We start from the raw sequence: 15681 nt of genomic DNA, 5'->3' as shown, positions 1-15681 counted from the left end.
GTTCTAATAAATGATATGAAACCAGAATTGCTGGAATTTGTCAATGAGCGGTTTCAAGCCGGACCGGTTTCGACTGGTCGTGGGATTCGGTGGAAATTGCGCCGCGGCCTGCAAACAGGCGCGACGGCATCTGGGAATGGGAAGTTGGCGCCGGTCAAAGCCGAACATTGAGATTCAAGCGCTGCCGATACGAGCTGCTTGTCCTGACGAAGTGGGTATGTCGACGGAGTCGATGTGCTGATCGCTTTGGCTTGCCCTCTAAGGCATGAACAGCAATCCTCGTCGAGAATTCGGCACCGTCGATCGGCTCTCGAAACTATCCCGAGTATGTCGATACAGGTCTGGATCTTGGGGGCTACTCGTTCCGTTTCACGCCGAGCTGGTTTCTTGCTTCTGCGGGGGTGGCGAGTTCTCCACCTAAAATCCTGATTATCGTGGCGGCCTTCTCGACGAGCTGTGCGTTGGATGTCGCTTCGATACCCTTCTCCAGGTAAAAGTTGTCTTCCAGACCGACCCTAACATGACCGCCCATAAGGTGTGCTTGCGCAACCATCGAGAACTCATGTCTGCCGACCCCGAAAGCCGACCATCGTGTGCCATGCGGCATAGCTCCCAGGAAGTATGAGAGCATCTGGGCTGTGGCCGGCGCGCCCCATGGTATGCCCATTGCGAATTGAAAGAAGGCGTCCTCGGGCACCACTTTGTCGGCTATCATCTTCATTGCCAGCGCGAGATGGCCGGGTTCGAAGATCTCAAGCTCCGGCTTGACGCCGGCATCCCGAATTCCCGCCGCAATTATCTCGATCTGGCTCGGCGTGTTGATGAGCGCACCACGACCGAAATTCAGGGAGCCCATATCCAGGCTACAGATTTCCGGCTTCAAGGCCACTACGTGACGAACCCGTTCGACGGGGGGCCGAACGTTCGACCCATCGTCAAAGCCGTTTCTCTCATCAAGCTTTGGGACAAATCGCCCGCCAGGACCTGTGGTAAGGTTGATGACCAGGTCGGTATCGGATTCTCGAATTCGTTCCACCACCTCTCGATAGAGATCGGGCTCCATGCTCGCCTTGCCGGTTTCAGGATCGCGCACATGTATGTGAGCGATCGCGGCTCCGGCCTTGGCTGCCTCAATGGCAGAATTTGCAATCTGCTTGGGCGTGATTGGCACCTGCGGGTATCTACCGGCAACGTCGTCGCCACCCGTCACCGCGCACGTCAAAATCACAGATTTTGCCAAGACACTGCCTCTCTCATGTCGCTGATAAGTACCGAAAAACAGAACTAAGATCCGTTTTACAGTACCATTTCACGAGCTTGACCGGCTGTCAATCGATGACCCGCCGTGCGGGCCTGGCCAGTCCAACTGAACGCCTATGGAAAGCTATTAAAGCGCTGGAAAAAGCGGGCGACGAAGCGTTTGACGCCCGCCCAAGACATAGTCGCGAGTATTACGAGTTGGCGACCTAGCCGATCATGTAGCTCGTATGAAGGCGCTCGCGTGGGTCCGCCTTATGCCGCGGCTTCGTCGGTAAAACCGAAATATGCTGCCTCAACAGCTTCACCGTCGGACAACTTGTCGGGCGTCCCCTCAAGAACGACGTGCCCGTTGCGGAAAACATAGATACGGGAGGCCAATTCCATGATGCGGCCCGTTGACTGTTCAACAATGAGGAGCGTTAGGCCGTTGGAATTGAGCTTGCGCAGGCTCTCATAAACCTGGTCGATAACCAATGGCGCCAAGCCCAGCGAAGGCTCATCGATCATCAGCAGCGCGGGCCGCTGCAGGATTGCCCGAGCGATGGCAAGCTGTTGCTGCTCACCACCGGATAGATGGCCGGCTATTCCCTTGAATCGGTCACGCAGAACCGGAAAAGTGTCCAGCACCTGTTCGAGATCTTGATCTCGAGCATGCGATTTTCTTCGGATCATTGCGCCAACCGCAAGGTTCTCCTCAACTGTGAGAGTCTTGAAGATGTGTCGGCCTTCGGGGATCAACGCCAGGCCGGCTCGACATAGCTGCTCGGGCGCCTTCCCGTTGATCAGCGCATTTTGAAAAATGATCTCCCCCGACGTCGGAGACATGAGTCCGGCAATCGTCTTCAACAATGTGGACTTTCCGGCGCCGTTCGGGCCTACGACAAACACAACCTCGCCCTGCTGAACTGAAAGGTTGATCCCCTTCAAGGCTGCAAGACGGCCGTACCCGGCAAAGACCTGCCTAATATCCAGCATATGCAACCTCCCTAAATTAAACCACGTCTGGCATTTCTGCAGTCCGCGGTCACGGCGGCTTTGGCCCTTTTGGTCAGGCACATAATACCGCTCGCCGTTCTATCCTGCAGCATACCGCCCCAAGGAGAAACAAAGTCCCGAAAAATGGTACTCAGTTTCGGTTTTTCAAATTTGGCATGGCCTCATATGTTTGTCAAATCGTTCGCCAACGGAGCGACAATCCGTCCGCTTGTCTCGGACATATCCGTTGGTGGCACCACGGCATATCCGGCTCTTAGGTTGTGCCCGTCAGCCAAGGCAGCTATATCTTGAAAAATACCGAGTTGTTGAACGAAGTCCCGATTTTCGGATGTCCTTAGGAACTGACCAAGATGCTAGATGAAACTGACTCTGCTGCGGGTCCGCTGGAACGGTACGTCTCGCTACTGGAGTTGATTGCAGCCTTTCCGGGGGAATTGACACTAACGGGAATCGCGCAAGCCCTGCAGTTGCCTAAATCAACGGCGCACCGACTCCTAAGGGTGCTGGCCCGATCCGGGCTGGTAGAAGGAGGAGATAACAAGGAGCGAACCTTGTCGTTGGGCAAGCGCCTTACTCGCTTGTTGCACGCTGCGGGTCAATCCGACTGGATCGAAGCCGCGGTCCTTCCAACATTGATTCAGGCCACCTCCAAGCTTCCAGATGGCTCGTTCTATCTCGCAAGATTGGCAGGCCATCGCATGTTTGTCGTGGCTTCGGCAGCCGGTGATCCTCGTTGGCGGAGCTATGTCATTCCTGGCCAGGAACTTCCAGCGCACGCTGCAGCCAGCGCTAAGATTATCCTTGCACATCAAGATCCGGCGCTAATTGATGCTGCGCTATCCCAGCCGCTTGAAGCGTTGACCCGAAACACCAGCACTGACCCAGAAGCGGTCAAGCGAGAAATCGTGGAAGCAAAGGCCCTTGGATATTCAAAGTGCATCGAATGCATCCATGAGGGTATGTCAGCCGTCGCGGTCCCTATAAAGATACCTGTGGATGGAGTTATTTATTCGGTGGGCGTCACAGGACCCATCACGAGAAGGATACATGAAGAATTGGAAGGAATCCTTGGCATTCTAAATGACATGGCAAACTCGCTTGTCCCGCTCCTGTCTCTCAGGGCGAATTCGAAACAAAAGTGACTTTGGCAATATCGGACCGATGGATGCCGCCCGCCTCGACGGCGTTCAGCCTAGCGTTTCGTCCGCTTCTTTCACTCCAGTTGCCAACAGCTTTCCTGGGTTGAACATGCAAGCTGGATCGAGCGCGGCGCGAATGGCGCGCATTAGGGACAAGGACAGTTCATCCTTGTAGCGGGGAAGAAGTCCGACTTTGGACAGACCTATCCCATGCTCAGCGCTGATCGAGCCGCCGAGCTTGACCGCAAGATCGTAAACGACGGCGCTGATGGCCTCGCTTGCTTCCTCAGGCGCCAGAACGTTGAAATGGATATTGCCATCGCCGACATGACCGAACGCAAGTGGTCTCGCACCGCAGGCCACGGCCAAGACCGTTGCCGGGGCTTCGGCCAGGAAATCAGGTATGCGTGAAACTGGCACCGATATGTCGTGTTTTACACTCGGGCCATTTCGTCGCTCAGCTTCGCTGATCTCTTCGCGAATGCGCCAGAGCATGGCGCGCTGATTTTCGTTTTGAGCAAGGGTAGCGTCGGTAACAAGGCCCAGTTCAAAGGCTGTTGCCAAACTTTCTTCGACCATTGTCCCGATCGCCAAACCTTTCATCGGTGTCGAAATTTCGGCAAGGACGTACCATGGCGACGACGAGTTCAGCGGGCTTTGCGTGGCCGGGTTTGATTCCAGCACAAGGTCCACACACGCGCGTTCGATCAACTCGAACGCGGAAAGACAGTCTCCCACCTCGGATTGAAGGTGACGCAGCAGCTGGATCGCAGCATGCGGGCCTGGCACAGCCAAGAAGGCGGTGGTCTGCGCTTGCGAGAGCGGATATAGCCGGAAGGCTGCAGCTGTGACGATGCCAAGTGTCCCTTCCGCGCCGATGAAGAGTTGTTTGAGATCGTAGCCTGTATTGTCTTTTCGCAGTCGCTTCAGGCCGTTCCAAATCGAGCCGTCGGCCAATACAACCTCCAGGCCCAGCACAAGGTCGCGCGTATTGCCGTAACGCAGGACATTGATGCCCCCGGCGTTGGTCGATACGACCCCACCAATTTGCGCGCTGCCTTCCGCGGCAAGACTGATCGGAAAAAGCCGCCCGGCATCGCGCGCTGCTTCCTGTGCGTTCTTGAGGATGACACCAGCTTCAACGACGAGGACGTTGTCCAGCGCGTCGACATCAAGGACGCGGTTCAACCGTCGCAAGGACAACACAACCTCAAATGCCGCCGGTTCAGAGCTCGGTACGGCACCTCCGACCAATCCGGTGTTGCCCCCCTGAGGCACGACCCTGCCGCCGTGGCTTGCGACCAGGCGGACCGCGGCCGACACGCCTTGCACATTGCAAGGCTCAACGACGCAAACAGCCGCTCCGCGATAGCGCCCGCGCCAGTCGGCAACATACGGGGCCATATCATCAGCGCCAGACTTGACCGCGTTTTGTCCAAGTGCGGCACGGAGCTCATTTAAGAGGGGATGCTCTGCCAATGTCGAAAACTTTCTCAGGCCAAAAGGCGGAATTTGGGTCTTGCCGCAGCCATTGCCTCGAGAAGCCAAGGGTTGTTCCTGGCTAGGGCAACGAAGGGCAATGGTCCGACAGAGTCCATCGTTAGCTGCCCGTGGCGGACCTCTTGGACGAACGAAGATCTCTTGGGTCCTTGGTGGTGTTCAATAGCTATGCTCATCGTAAGCGACGGGTGCACTCACGTTACGGCGCACGTAATGGATGGCCTCCTCAACGGCCGACAGGTACTGTGGGACAGAGGCCAAATGAGCCGGGTTGACCCCCTGCTGGATGGCCTTGGGATCGCGCATGCGACCACGCAACCAGCCGCGCTCCTCCAGACGATCGGCGACGGCGTAGATATCAAGCCCCCGATCAAGCGATACAAACGAGATCAGATTGCTCTCTCCGTTGGGCGACAAGCACTCGATATCGGGAATACTATTCAGTCCAGCGATGAGCTGCGCCGTAGCCTCCATGGTGAGTTTCGCCGCCCTCAGATAGCCTTCCATGCCGAGGTAGTGCATCACGGCCCATGCCGATGCTATGGCACCGCCTGCCCTGGTCCCGAGAAATGTAGGTGTGGAATATGTCCCCCGCGGCCATCCGCTGAAAGAAAATGCTTCATGATCCTGATCCTCGGCTGACCTGTACAAAACCAGGCTGGCGCCCTTGGCTGCATAGCCGAATTTATGGAGGTCGGCAGACAGGCTCGACACGCCGGGCACTCTGAAGTCCCACGGGGGTATCGGATAGCCGAGCCGCTCGGCAAAAGGCGACAGAAAGCCTCCCCAGCAACCGTCGACGTGAAGCCGAAGACCTGATTGCTGTGCCAGCTTCCCTATCTCGCCGATCGGGTCAAAGGTACCGAAGGGATAGTTGGGGGCCGACGCAAACAGCATGATGGTTCGGTCGTCGATGGCCGCTCGCATCAACGAGGGATCCGCCCTGAACTCCTTGCTGTGCGGCGTGCGAATGACGTCAATGCCAAGAAGCTCACCCGCCTTGTTGAGGCAAGGATGAGCAGTGACACATGCCACGATGTTGTAGCGTCCTTGCGGCTCGCCTCGCGTATGCCGTGCTAGGTCGCGGGCGGTCTTTACCGCCATGAAAACGCTTTCGGTCCCACCTGATGTGAACGAGGCTCCAGCACCTTGGGGCGCATTAAACAGCGACTTTGCCATCGACTTGATATCGTTGGTCATCACTTCGAGGCTTTTGAAGGCCCGCCCTGCTCCAAGGCCATTTTCGGCGATATAAACGCCATAAGCTTCGCGCTGGACGTCCAGGGCTTCGTCATCAAGGAAATAAGTATAGGATGGCACGCGGCCGGCCCGCCAATCGAAGTCTAGCGACTTCATTTGCTTGAGTTCCTGCATCACCACGTCTTTGGCGACACCCTTTTCGGGAATGGTTTTCAATTGCGCCTCCTTGTAACGAGTTTGCTGCACCCGCCCATGGCAGATGAAAGGTTTGCCAAATGCCAAAGGCATCGAGCTGATGTGAAAAGCCGCGGCCCCGAGCCTTATTGGGGCGCGACTTAGCTTCGCTTGGCTGTAGGCTCCTCTAGCGAGACGAACTCGCTTCGTGCGGCCCGTTGGTTACCGATGCTGCTCTCGCCTTGGGAAAGGCCTCGGTCAGGCAGTGTGCGCCACTGGAATTCACGCCCCCCCATGATCCCGTCCTTGCGGAAGATGAGGATGAGCAGCATGATCCCGGCCAGGATCAATTCCTGGGTTCCAGGAGGCATTGAGAGCTGCATTGATCCAATCGAAAGGCCAGCCTCGGCCCGACGCAGGATATCGATGACGAGGCTGATAACGGTGACGCCAACGACTGCTCCAGCCAGGCTGCGCATTCCGCCGACAACCAACATAGCCACGATCAGGAATGTAAGACTGAGGTAAAACGAGGTGATCGAAACCGTCCCCATGAAGTGGGCGAGCAAGACGCCGCCGAGGCCGGCGACAAGACCGGAGACCGTAAAGGCAAAAAGCCGTGTCCAATAAAGTGAGATGCCGCATGCGGCCGCCGCCACCTCGTCCTCGCGAGTAGCCCGAAGCGCTAGACCCCAGCGCGACACCTGGAACAGATAGGCAATAACGATCGCCGCGATAGCGCAGCCGAGGACTATCCAAGGCTTAGCATAGATTGGCAAGCCGACGATCGTCGACGTCCCCATGGTGACACTTTCCCAATTGGAATAAACGACATTCAAGATAAACAAGAGAGCCAGCGAGGAGATCGACGCCCCAAGAGCGGACAGCCGCATCAGGATTAGACCCGACAGGAAAGCCACGAGGCCGGCGAGCGCAACCGAGGTGATGGCCGCCGGAAGGAGTGGGAAAGTGTTGTCGCGCAGGAAGGCCGGCAGCCCCGACATGGTAATCGGCTTCAACATCTGACAGCAGGTTTGCCAAGCAGTAGCATAGGCGGCGATGGCCGCGAATGCCATGTGACCGAAAGAAACCACCCCGGAATTGCCGACAAAGATGTAGAGCCCGACCGCGAACACAAGACGGATCAGAGCCTCTGTAACAAGACGCTGCACGCCGGCGGACGCGAACTGGCCGGACAAAAACACCAGCAGCAGCAGTGGAACTGCAAGAGCAAGCACCGGAAACCAGAAGCGGAGGTGTCTCATCACACTCTTTCCTTCGCCGCGCTCGTCACGATAAGGCCTTGGGGCCGGACAAGCAGTATGAGGATCACCAATCCGAAGACGCCCGCATCCCGGAATGCGCGCAAGTCAACCGGCAGGTAAGTCTGCAGCAGGACACTGACGATCCCGACGATGAAACCCCCAAGGACGGCGCCAGGTAGGGATCCCATGCCGCCGATGACGGTGGCAAAAAACCCATAAACCACGGGCATCATGCCCATCCTGATATCCAGCGTTCCGGTCTGGATGACATAAAGGAGCGAGATTGCGCCGCCCAACAGACCGCTGATCGAAAAAGCTATGGCGATGACGCGATTGGCCGGAACGCCCAGAAGTCTGGCCATCTGAAAGTCCTCGGCTGCGGCGCGCAATTGGATGCCAATCGGGGTCCGCTTGAGGAAAAACACCAGCGCTAGCAGCAGCGTGATCGCCACGCCCATCGTAAGAAGCTGAACGCCCGGAATCCGAATTCCAGCAAACTCCACTGCCCTTGTCAGACTCCCTCCGATGCTGACCGCCTTCGGGCGGCCACCATGGAGCAACATGACGAGGCTTTGGAGGAAGTAGCTCACAGCAAAGGAAGCGATCAGAAGGGTCGTCGGATTGGAGTTGCGCAACGGTCGAAATGCGATGCGCTCCGTGAGCAGCGCCAATAGGGTCACCGTGATCACCACCGCTGCAATCATCAGTCCGGTTGGCAGCGCGCCGAACAACAGCGACGGTGTGATGGAGGCGGTCGGCACGACCAGCGAATAGGCGCCTATGGTAACGTAATCGGCCTGCGCAAAATTGATAAGGCGCATCACGCCGAAGACGAGTCCGATGGACAGCGCCACAAGCGCATAGAGGCTGCCCAGCGCGACGGCATCGATCAGGACTTGAAAGAAGTTAGCCATTGCAAACCTATATCACCGCGTTGGCTCTGGCCTTGTCACCTAGATAGGCGCGGAGCACGGCTGGATCCTTCTTGACGTGTTCAGGTGTACCTTCAGCAAGGCTCTTGCCACCATCAAGCACATGAATTCGTTCGCAAACGCCCATGATGACCTGCATGTTGTGCTCTATCAGCATGACACCACAGCCAAATCGCCTTGGTATGTTGACAATAATCTCCATGAGCTGCTCGCACTCGCGGTCATTCATGCCGGAGGCCGGCTCATCGAGCAGCGCGAAAGAAGGCTGCAGCGCGAGCGCCCGGGCGATACTTATGCGTCGTTCGTCGCTGTAGGACAGCGCTTCGCAACGGCGATCATAGCCGTTGCGGTAGCTGATCCAGTCGAGTATGTCCCGCGCCTGTTCGGTGGCCGCCGCTTTTGACAGGCCAATACCAAGACCCGCAACTGTGAGATTTTCTTCGACCGTCATGTCCCGAAACAGGCGTGCAGACTGAAAACTGCGACCAATTCCCGCCTGCGCAATCTTTCGCGGGCTCAGTGTCGAGACATCGACTCCATCCAAGCTCACCCGGCCTTGGTTGGGCCGCTGGAATCCGCTTAGCACATTGACCATTGTGGTCTTGCCGGCCCCGTTAGGCCCAATCAAACCCAGGATGCCGCCGCGCGAAAGCGTCAGATTGACACCGTTCAGCGCTCGCAAACCGCCAAAGACGACATGTATGTCCTTGGCCTCGAGAGTTTGGTGGGGAAGCTTTTCCATTGTGATGTCCGTTTCGTCGGATCCCTGAGGGCAGCGCTCTTTTGCTGCCCTCAAGACTGCCGCCTGCGATTTGGCTTCCGCAAGCGAATTCAGCAGGTCGGACAGAAACTACTGGCCGACCCTGAACAGCAGCTTCATGTCCGGAACAAACTCGTTCCGGAACATTTCCAATGCGTGGAAGGAGCCGTTCTCGACCTTCATCATCAGTTGCGGACGGTCGACCTGAATGTGGAGCTGGTCGGTATAGGAGGTAAGACCGGCCGTGAACGGCTGGTCGTGATAGTGGTTCATGACATTGACGACAGCCTGCGAATCCGTGGTCTTGGCTTCCTCGACCGCATGCGCCCACTGTTCGATCGAGCTGTAGCCAAGGACGGCAAAAGAAGAGGTCAGATCCTCATTCCAACGCGCCTTGTATGCCTTCAGGAACTCGTTGATTTCGGGTCGCGGATCATCGCCATAAAGTGACATGATCGCGGGAATGTAGAAGTCCTTGAGGTCAGGCACAGCACCGAGCCAGTAGTTGTCGGTCATGCCTGTGACGGACAGGATCGGTGCGTCGATCCCGGCCGCCCGGATTTGGCGGACGGCTGAGCCGCCGCCCGGTGTATAGGTGCATAGAAAGATCGCATCGGGAGGCGTTGCCAAGCCCTTTATGCGCGTGATCTGGGACGCGATGGAGGGATCATCGTTCTTGAAGCTGTCCGTGCCAGCAACAGTTCCGCCTTCGGCACTCCAGGCAGCATTGAAGCCCGCGCAAGCTGACTTGCTGTATTCGATTGAGACGTCTTCAAGAACATAGGCGGACTTGAGCCCCATCTTCCTATGGCCATATTCCGCCATGACTATGCCCTGCGTCTGGGCGGAGGTGTGCGCGGTAAACACCAGCGGCCCGACACCCTGCACACCCATCTTGGGGTCGCCAGCGCCGGGTGAAATGGCAATCGTGCCAGCCGTTTGGGCTGCCAGCGCGGCCGGCGAACCATAGTCATAGTCGGTCGGCACGATCATCATGTCGGCGCCCCAATCCACCAGCGCATTACCCGCCGTGGCGGCCAACGTCTGATCGGTCTTGGTGTCTATGACTTTGTATTCGATTTGCCGCCCAAGCAGGCCACCGGCCTTGTTGATCTCTTCAATCTTGAGGACCGCTGCTTTGAACGGTCCCACGTCGTAGTTGGCCATCCATCCCGACTGCGCGATTGCAAATCCGATCTTGATAGGCGCGGCATCGTCCGCAAGGGCGCTCGAGCTCATCAAGGCTGCGGTAAGTGCCGCCAGCCCGATTCGAAACAAATTCCCCTTCATTTTCTTTCCTCCCAGTTCGCCAACTTTTCCCGAAAACCAGAACTTAGTTCTAGTCTTTGGTATTTGAGCACAGGCCGAAATGGTTGTCAAACGGTTCCCGAGCGGCGTCGATTGATGGGTGCTTCAACGATGAACCAACGAGCAAGGCAGAGGAACGAGATGTTGTCCGGCGAGCCTGCACGCAGCGGAGCGCTGTCGCGCCAGCAAGCTCCCGTAAAGGAAGCCGTTCCCCGAGCATCTGCCGCGTGCGCGTTGTCATCGCCGCCCCGTCGAACTGCTCATGCTACGGTTCGGCAATGCTTGGCGAGGATACCACCGAGACGCTGGAGGTGGTCCCGCGCTCGTGAAAGGTGATCCAGACGGTGCGCGAGAAGTTCACCTGCCGCGAATGCGAGAAAATCATGCAGCCGCCGGCACCCTTCCAAGGTGACGCCGCGCGGCTTTGCCAGGCCGAACCTGCTGGCCATAATCCTGTTCGAGAAGTTCGCCCAGCATCAACCGCTGAACCGGCAGAGCGAGTGCTATGCCCGTAACGGCATCGACCTCAGCCTCCCGACGCTCGCCGACCAGGTTGGCACGTGTGCTGCAGCGCTGAAGCCATTGCATGCGCTGATCGAGGCGCTTGTGCTCGCCGCCAATTGGCAATCCCTTGAATTCAGTCAGAATGCTCGACGCTCTAAGCAAACCGATCGCCGTCTTCACCAAGACGGCATCGACAGCCTTCGGCATATCGTCGACGAGCGCAGAGCTCGGAGTCACGCACCGACGAAGCCAACCGCAGAAAACCGTCGCCCGAAATCAAGTCACCGCCCCCCTGATCGAATGAATACTGCGGAGACCTATACGTCATCAATGCAAACGTATTTGATATTCAGGAATTCGCTAATGCCGTACTTTGATCCCTCGCGACCAAAGCCGGATTGCTTGATCCCGCCAAACGGGGCCAGTTCATTTGAGACGAGACCTGTATTTACGCCGACGATCCCGCATTGGAGCGCTTCGGCAACGCGCCAGACCCGCCCGACGTCGCGAGAAAAGAAATAAGACGCGAGACCGTACTCGGTATCGTTAGCCATGGCGATGACATCGGCCTCGTCCTTGAAGGTCATGATCGGCGCCAGCGGCCCAAAAGTCTCTTCCTTCGTAACGAGCATCGAACCATTGACATCCGCGAGCACAGTCGGGCCTCACGACACGAAAGTGCTGAATCTGTCCGACATTTGAGAACGTAGCAAGAACTCATGTCGCTGGGGTGCGTCGAAGCTTCGCCTTTTCAGTCTTGNGGCCTCACGACACGAAAGTGCTGAATCTGTCCGACATTTGAGAACGTAGCAAGAACTCATGTCGCTGGGGTGCGTCGAAGCTTCGCCTTTTCAGTCTTGAGTGCTGCGTAGAGCGCAGTTTTTCCGACTTTCACGCGGGCTGCAGCTTCCCTCACGTTCAACCCGGCAGCCAGATGGTGTTGTGCCTTGGCCAGTTTCTCCGGAGTGATGACGGCTTGTCGGCCGCCACGACGACCGCGCTGCTCTGCCGCCTGAAGCCCGGCTCGGGTTCGTTCCCGAATCAGATCTCGCTCGAATTGCGCGAGTGCGCCGAACAGGTGGAATACGAGGCGGCCGCCGGAAGTTGTCGTGTCGATGTTTTCGGTGATGGACCGGAAGCCGACGCCCTTGGCTTCCAATTCGGTGATGATCTCAATCAGGTGCTTCATAGATCGGCCGAGCCTGTCGAGCTTCCACACCGTGAGTGTGTCGCCCTCGCGAGCATAGTGGACGGCCTCGGCCAGCCCAGGGCGATCGGTTTTCACACCGGATGCTCGGTCTTCAAAGAACTTCTCGCATCCGGCCTTTCGCAGAGCATCGAGCTGCAGAGCGGTATCCTGATCGGTGGTGGAGACCCTTGCGTATCCGATTGAGGTCATGAAGGGCAATTTTGTCCGTTTACTCGCTGAACGCGGACAATGTCCGATTAGCCATCATGCAGCAAGGCGTGCGGACAAATTTTGGGGATACCGCATAAGGATCGTTTGCCGGACACGCATTTTCCATTTCGGTGCAGCGTCCGTGATGAGAGGGAGGGTGATGAATGGCTCGAAGAACGCTACTGAGCGAAACATGGTGGAACCAGGTAACCACGATCCCGGATGAGGATAGGGAGATCGCCAAGTACTACACGCTGGACCAGGCGGATCTCGATCTGGTCATGCGACAAAACCGTGCATCGAACCGGCTGGGCCTGGCCTGCGTTCTGGCGATGTTGCGATTTCCAGGCCGACCACTCGCGGATGGTGAGATCCTGCCTTCCGGCGTCTTGCTGTTCCTGGCGCGGCAGATCGGTGCCGATCATCGCGAGATCGACCGATATTTCGAACGTCCGCAGACACGCCGCGAGCATCTCGCCCTGCTGTTCGAGAAAATGAAGATGCGCCCATTTGCGTCTTCGGACGTGCGGGCACTGACCGGCTGGCTGACGCCCGCGGCGCAAACCCTGCGCCGGGCCGATGTTTTGGCGGATATGGTTGTGGAGGAATTACGACGTCGGCGAATTCTCCTGCCGGCGCGCGGAGCACTCGAAGCCATCATCCACGTTGCAATCCGGCGTGGCATCCGCATCGCTCACCGGGCCCTGGCTGGCGGGCTTTCGGAAGGCCAGAAGCGTGACCTCGACAAACTTCTCGACCCGCGTGCGGGGACGAATGTGACCATCCATGCCTGGGCGAGAACACCGGCATTGTCGCCTACTGCTATCAATCTCGACAGGATAGCCGAACGCGTTCAGCTTCTTCGGTCACTGAACCTGCCAATGGAATTGATGGAGCGCATTCCGGCCAAAGTTTTTGACGAACTCGCAGCGGAAGGGATGCGGATGAGCGCGCAGCATTTGCGCGACCTCAATCCCGAACGCCGGCACGCCGTTCTGGCAGCAACGGTCCTGCATCTTTCCCGCCATCTGACCGATTGCGCAATCGACGTGTTCAAGAAGCTAATCGGCGCCATGACGCGGCGAGCCGACAATCAGGCGACCGCCCGCATCACCCGTTCCGTCCGGGAGGTTCAGAAGCCGCTGAAGGACGTTTCGAAAGTTTGCCACGCGATCATCGAGGCCAGGCAGAAGGGCAAGGATATCGCCAGGGCGCTCGAAGCGGTCATTCAATGGCCGACCTTCCCGACCAGTGTCCAGGCGGTCGACACGCTGATTGCCCCGGACAGCATCGACGGGAAAATCGAAATGCTCCAGCGCTATCCAACGATCCGGAAAATGGCGCCGGAATTCCTGTCGACGTTCGTGTTTCGTGGCCACGCCGTGGCGGCGAATCTCCTGCGCGCGCTATCCATGGTCGCCGATCTGTACCGCAAAGGGAAAAGAGCGATACCCGACAGAGCTCCCATATCCTTTGCGCCGAAAGGCTGGATGCCGCTCATCCTGCAGGATGGCAAGATGGATCGCAGGGCCTATGAACTCTGCCTGTTCAGCGAATTGAAACGCCGCCTCGATGCCGGCGATGTCTGGGTGGAGGGCGCGAAGCGTTTCCAGTCCTTCGAGAGCTTCCTCATTCCGGCGCCGACATTCGAGTTGATGCGCGAGGAAGGTCCGCTTCCGGTCGCAGTCGATACCGATGTAGAAACCTATCTAAAGCAGCAGCGTCAGACTTTGAACGACGGGCTGTACGACCTTTCCCGTCTGGCGGAAGCCGGTGAACTCGACGATGTCGAATTGACCGGTGCGGGTTTCAGCGTCACGCCGCACAAGGCCGTGTTTCCGGACATCGCGAAGTCGCTGAAACCGAAGGTGGAAGGCCGCCTACCTGCGATCCGCATCACCGACCTGCTGCTCGAGGTCGACGCCCGCACGGGATTTTCGAATGCATTCACCCATCTGCGCACCGGGCGCACGGCCGACAACAAGGTTGCCCTGCTTACCGCCGTTCTGGCGGACGGCATCAATCTCGGACTCACCAGAATGGCAGATGTTTCCCCCGGGCTGACGATGCGCCAGCTCGCCTGGGCACACGATTGGCATATCCGGGAGGAGGGTTACACCGGCGCGCATGCCATCCTTGTCAATGCCCATAGGCAATTGCCTCTCGCGAAATTGTGGGGCGACGGAACCACCTCATCCTCGGACGGGCAGTATTTTCCGGCGGGAGGGCACGCCGAGGCGATCGGCGACCTCAACGCCCGCTATGGCCCTAACCCCGGCGCCAAATTCTATCGGTTCACCTCCGACCAGTATGGCGCGTTCCATATCATCGCCATGAACGCCAATGCGAGCGAGGCCATCTACGTTCTCGACGGTCTGCTCTATCATGGTAGCGATCTTGCCATCGAAACCCATTATGTCGACACCGGCGGGGTCAGCGACATGAGTTTCGCTCTTTGCCATCTTGTCGGGTTCCAACTCGTGCCTCGGTTGCGCGGCCTCAAGGATCGCCGGCTCTATCTATTCCCGGGCGACACGCCTCCCGAAAACCTCGCGCCGCTCGTCGGCGAACCCATCAACGTCGAACGGATCAAGGCAAACTGGGATGACATCCTGCGTCTCGTTACCACGATCCGTTCCGGCCAGGTGCGGCCTTCGACCTTGCTGGCGAAACTGTCCGCATTCCCGCGCCAAAACGGACTGGCGCTCGCGCTGCGCGACATCGGACGCATCAATCGATCCATCTTCCTGCCGCAATGGTGGCAGAACCCTGAAATGCGCAGGAATGCCACCGCGGGCCTCAACAAGAGCGAGGCCCAGAACACCCTGGCCAGGGCGCTGTTCTTCAACCGTCTCGGAGAATTGCGCGACAGAACCTTCGAGAGCCAGTTCTACCGAGCGTCCGGACTGAACCTGCTCATCAACGCCATCGTCTACTGGAACACGCTCTATCTCGAACCGACTTTCGCCGAGCTCAATCGCGAAGGCATTGCGACGCCGGCCGATGTGATCAAGCACATCACGCCGCTCGGATGGCAGCATATCAGCCTCACCGGCGATTACATCTGGACCCCGACTGACAGCCTCGACCTCAGGCCGCTTCGGCGCGAGACGTCCATGCTGGCCGCCTGATCACCATATGTTCTAAAATGTCGGACAGATGCACTACTTTCGTGTCGTGACGCCAGTCGGCTCGTAGAACGTGCCTCCAGGAGAGAACGCTTTCCGCCGCAGATAAGGCGCGC

Annotated in this window: 11 protein-coding genes and 2 pseudogenes; 3 read left to right on the top strand and 10 right to left on the bottom strand. The window is 58.0% G+C overall.

Features of this window, described 5'->3' with window-relative positions; all coding sequences use genetic code 11:
• Nucleotides 1-355: 355 nt before the first annotated feature.
• Nucleotides 356-1240: a 3-keto-5-aminohexanoate cleavage protein gene (locus ASD12_RS08275; RefSeq protein ID WP_056583971.1), complete on the bottom strand. Its 885-nt coding sequence runs from the start codon at nt 1238-1240 to the stop codon at nt 356-358.
• A 272-nt stretch (nt 1241-1512) separates the two neighbouring features.
• Nucleotides 1513-2235, bottom strand: a complete 723-nt coding sequence (locus ASD12_RS08270; RefSeq protein ID WP_056583968.1) for an ABC transporter ATP-binding protein — start codon at nt 2233-2235, stop codon at nt 1513-1515.
• Nucleotides 2236-2606: 371 nt separating this feature from the next.
• Between ASD12_RS08270 and ASD12_RS08265 the strand changes: the two genes are divergently transcribed.
• Entirely contained in the window at nt 2607-3398 is a 792-nt protein-coding gene (locus ASD12_RS08265; protein ID WP_056583965.1) for an IclR family transcriptional regulator, read from the top strand.
• 45 nt (nt 3399-3443) lie between these two features.
• On the opposite strand, the gene ASD12_RS08260 is transcribed toward ASD12_RS08265, so the two are convergent.
• The 6 genes from ASD12_RS08260 to ASD12_RS08235 all read right to left on the bottom strand — a co-directional run bounded on the left by ASD12_RS08260 (nt 3444) and on the right by ASD12_RS08235 (nt 10516).
• The gene (locus ASD12_RS08260) at nt 3444-4943 is read right to left on the bottom strand and encodes an FAD-binding oxidoreductase (protein WP_244482789.1); all 1500 of its coding nucleotides are present in this window, start codon (nt 4941-4943) and stop codon (nt 3444-3446) included.
• 111 nt (nt 4944-5054) lie between these two features.
• Nucleotides 5055-6311 carry an aminotransferase class V-fold PLP-dependent enzyme gene (locus ASD12_RS08255; RefSeq protein ID WP_162252220.1) on the bottom strand — a complete coding sequence of 419 codons (1257 nt, stop codon included), beginning with the start codon at nt 6309-6311 and terminating at the stop codon, nt 5055-5057.
• 119 nt (nt 6312-6430) lie between these two features.
• On the bottom strand, nt 6431-7534 hold the full coding sequence (locus tag ASD12_RS08250) for a branched-chain amino acid ABC transporter permease (RefSeq protein WP_082525309.1): 1104 nt from the start codon (nt 7532-7534) through the stop codon (nt 6431-6433).
• Complete coding sequence (locus tag ASD12_RS08245) at nt 7534-8448, bottom strand: branched-chain amino acid ABC transporter permease (protein ID WP_056583955.1); 915 nt, start codon at nt 8446-8448, stop codon at nt 7534-7536. Before ASD12_RS08245 ends, ASD12_RS08250 begins: the two co-directional genes overlap by 1 nt.
• Nucleotides 8449-8455: 7 nt before the next feature.
• Nucleotides 8456-9208, bottom strand: a complete 753-nt coding sequence (locus ASD12_RS08240) for an ABC transporter ATP-binding protein (protein WP_056583952.1) — start codon at nt 9206-9208, stop codon at nt 8456-8458.
• A gap of 108 nt (nt 9209-9316) precedes the next feature.
• Entirely contained in the window at nt 9317-10516 is a 1200-nt protein-coding gene (locus ASD12_RS08235) for an ABC transporter substrate-binding protein (protein WP_056583949.1), read from the bottom strand.
• Between the two features lie 211 nt (nt 10517-10727).
• Between ASD12_RS08235 and ASD12_RS32880 the strand changes: the two are divergent.
• A pseudogene (locus ASD12_RS32880) lies at nt 10728-11152 on the top strand (transposase); the annotation flags it as partial.
• A gap of 203 nt (nt 11153-11355) precedes the next feature.
• On the opposite strand, the pseudogene ASD12_RS08225 reads toward ASD12_RS32880, so the two are convergent.
• Both ASD12_RS08225 and ASD12_RS08220 read right to left on the bottom strand, forming a co-directional pair.
• Nucleotides 11356-11697: pseudogene (locus ASD12_RS08225) on the bottom strand (aldehyde dehydrogenase family protein); the annotation flags it as partial.
• A gap of 158 nt (nt 11698-11855) precedes the next feature.
• Entirely contained in the window at nt 11856-12437 is a 582-nt protein-coding gene (locus ASD12_RS08220) for a recombinase family protein (RefSeq protein ID WP_056583940.1), read from the bottom strand.
• 164 nt (nt 12438-12601) lie between these two features.
• Here ASD12_RS08220 and ASD12_RS08215 point away from each other — a divergent pair, with 164 nt between their 5' ends.
• The gene (locus tag ASD12_RS08215; protein ID WP_056583937.1) at nt 12602-15568 is read left to right on the top strand and encodes a Tn3 family transposase; all 2967 of its coding nucleotides are present in this window, start codon (nt 12602-12604) and stop codon (nt 15566-15568) included.
• Nucleotides 15569-15681 lie beyond the last annotated feature (113 nt).

The sequence above is a fragment of the Mesorhizobium sp. Root102 genome, from assembly GCF_001425625.1.
Lineage (GTDB): Bacteria > Pseudomonadota > Alphaproteobacteria > Rhizobiales > Rhizobiaceae > Mesorhizobium.
Note: the sequence above shows the minus strand (reverse complement) of the source record. Positions and strands in the feature narration are given on the sequence as shown.

Bases quoted from the DNA above. Each gene is read 5' to 3' on its own strand.
- ASD12_RS08215 (WP_056583937.1), top strand. From the start codon at position 12,602: ATGGCTCGAAGAACGCTACTGAGCGAAACATGGTGGAACCAGGTAACC.
- ASD12_RS08240 (WP_056583952.1), bottom strand. From the start codon at position 9,208: ATGGAAAAGCTTCCCCACCAAACTCTCGAGGCCAAGGACATACATGTC.
- ASD12_RS08250 (WP_082525309.1), bottom strand. From the start codon at position 7,534: ATGAGACACCTCCGCTTCTGGTTTCCGGTGCTTGCTCTTGCAGTTCCA.
- ASD12_RS08265 (WP_056583965.1), top strand. From the start codon at position 2,607: ATGCTAGATGAAACTGACTCTGCTGCGGGTCCGCTGGAACGGTACGTC.
- ASD12_RS08245 (WP_056583955.1), bottom strand. From the start codon at position 8,448: ATGGCTAACTTCTTTCAAGTCCTGATCGATGCCGTCGCGCTGGGCAGC.
- ASD12_RS08235 (WP_056583949.1), bottom strand. From the start codon at position 10,516: ATGAAGGGGAATTTGTTTCGAATCGGGCTGGCGGCACTTACCGCAGCC.
- ASD12_RS08220 (WP_056583940.1), bottom strand. From the start codon at position 12,437: ATGACCTCAATCGGATACGCAAGGGTCTCCACCACCGATCAGGATACC.
- ASD12_RS08270 (WP_056583968.1), bottom strand. From the start codon at position 2,235: ATGCTGGATATTAGGCAGGTCTTTGCCGGGTACGGCCGTCTTGCAGCC.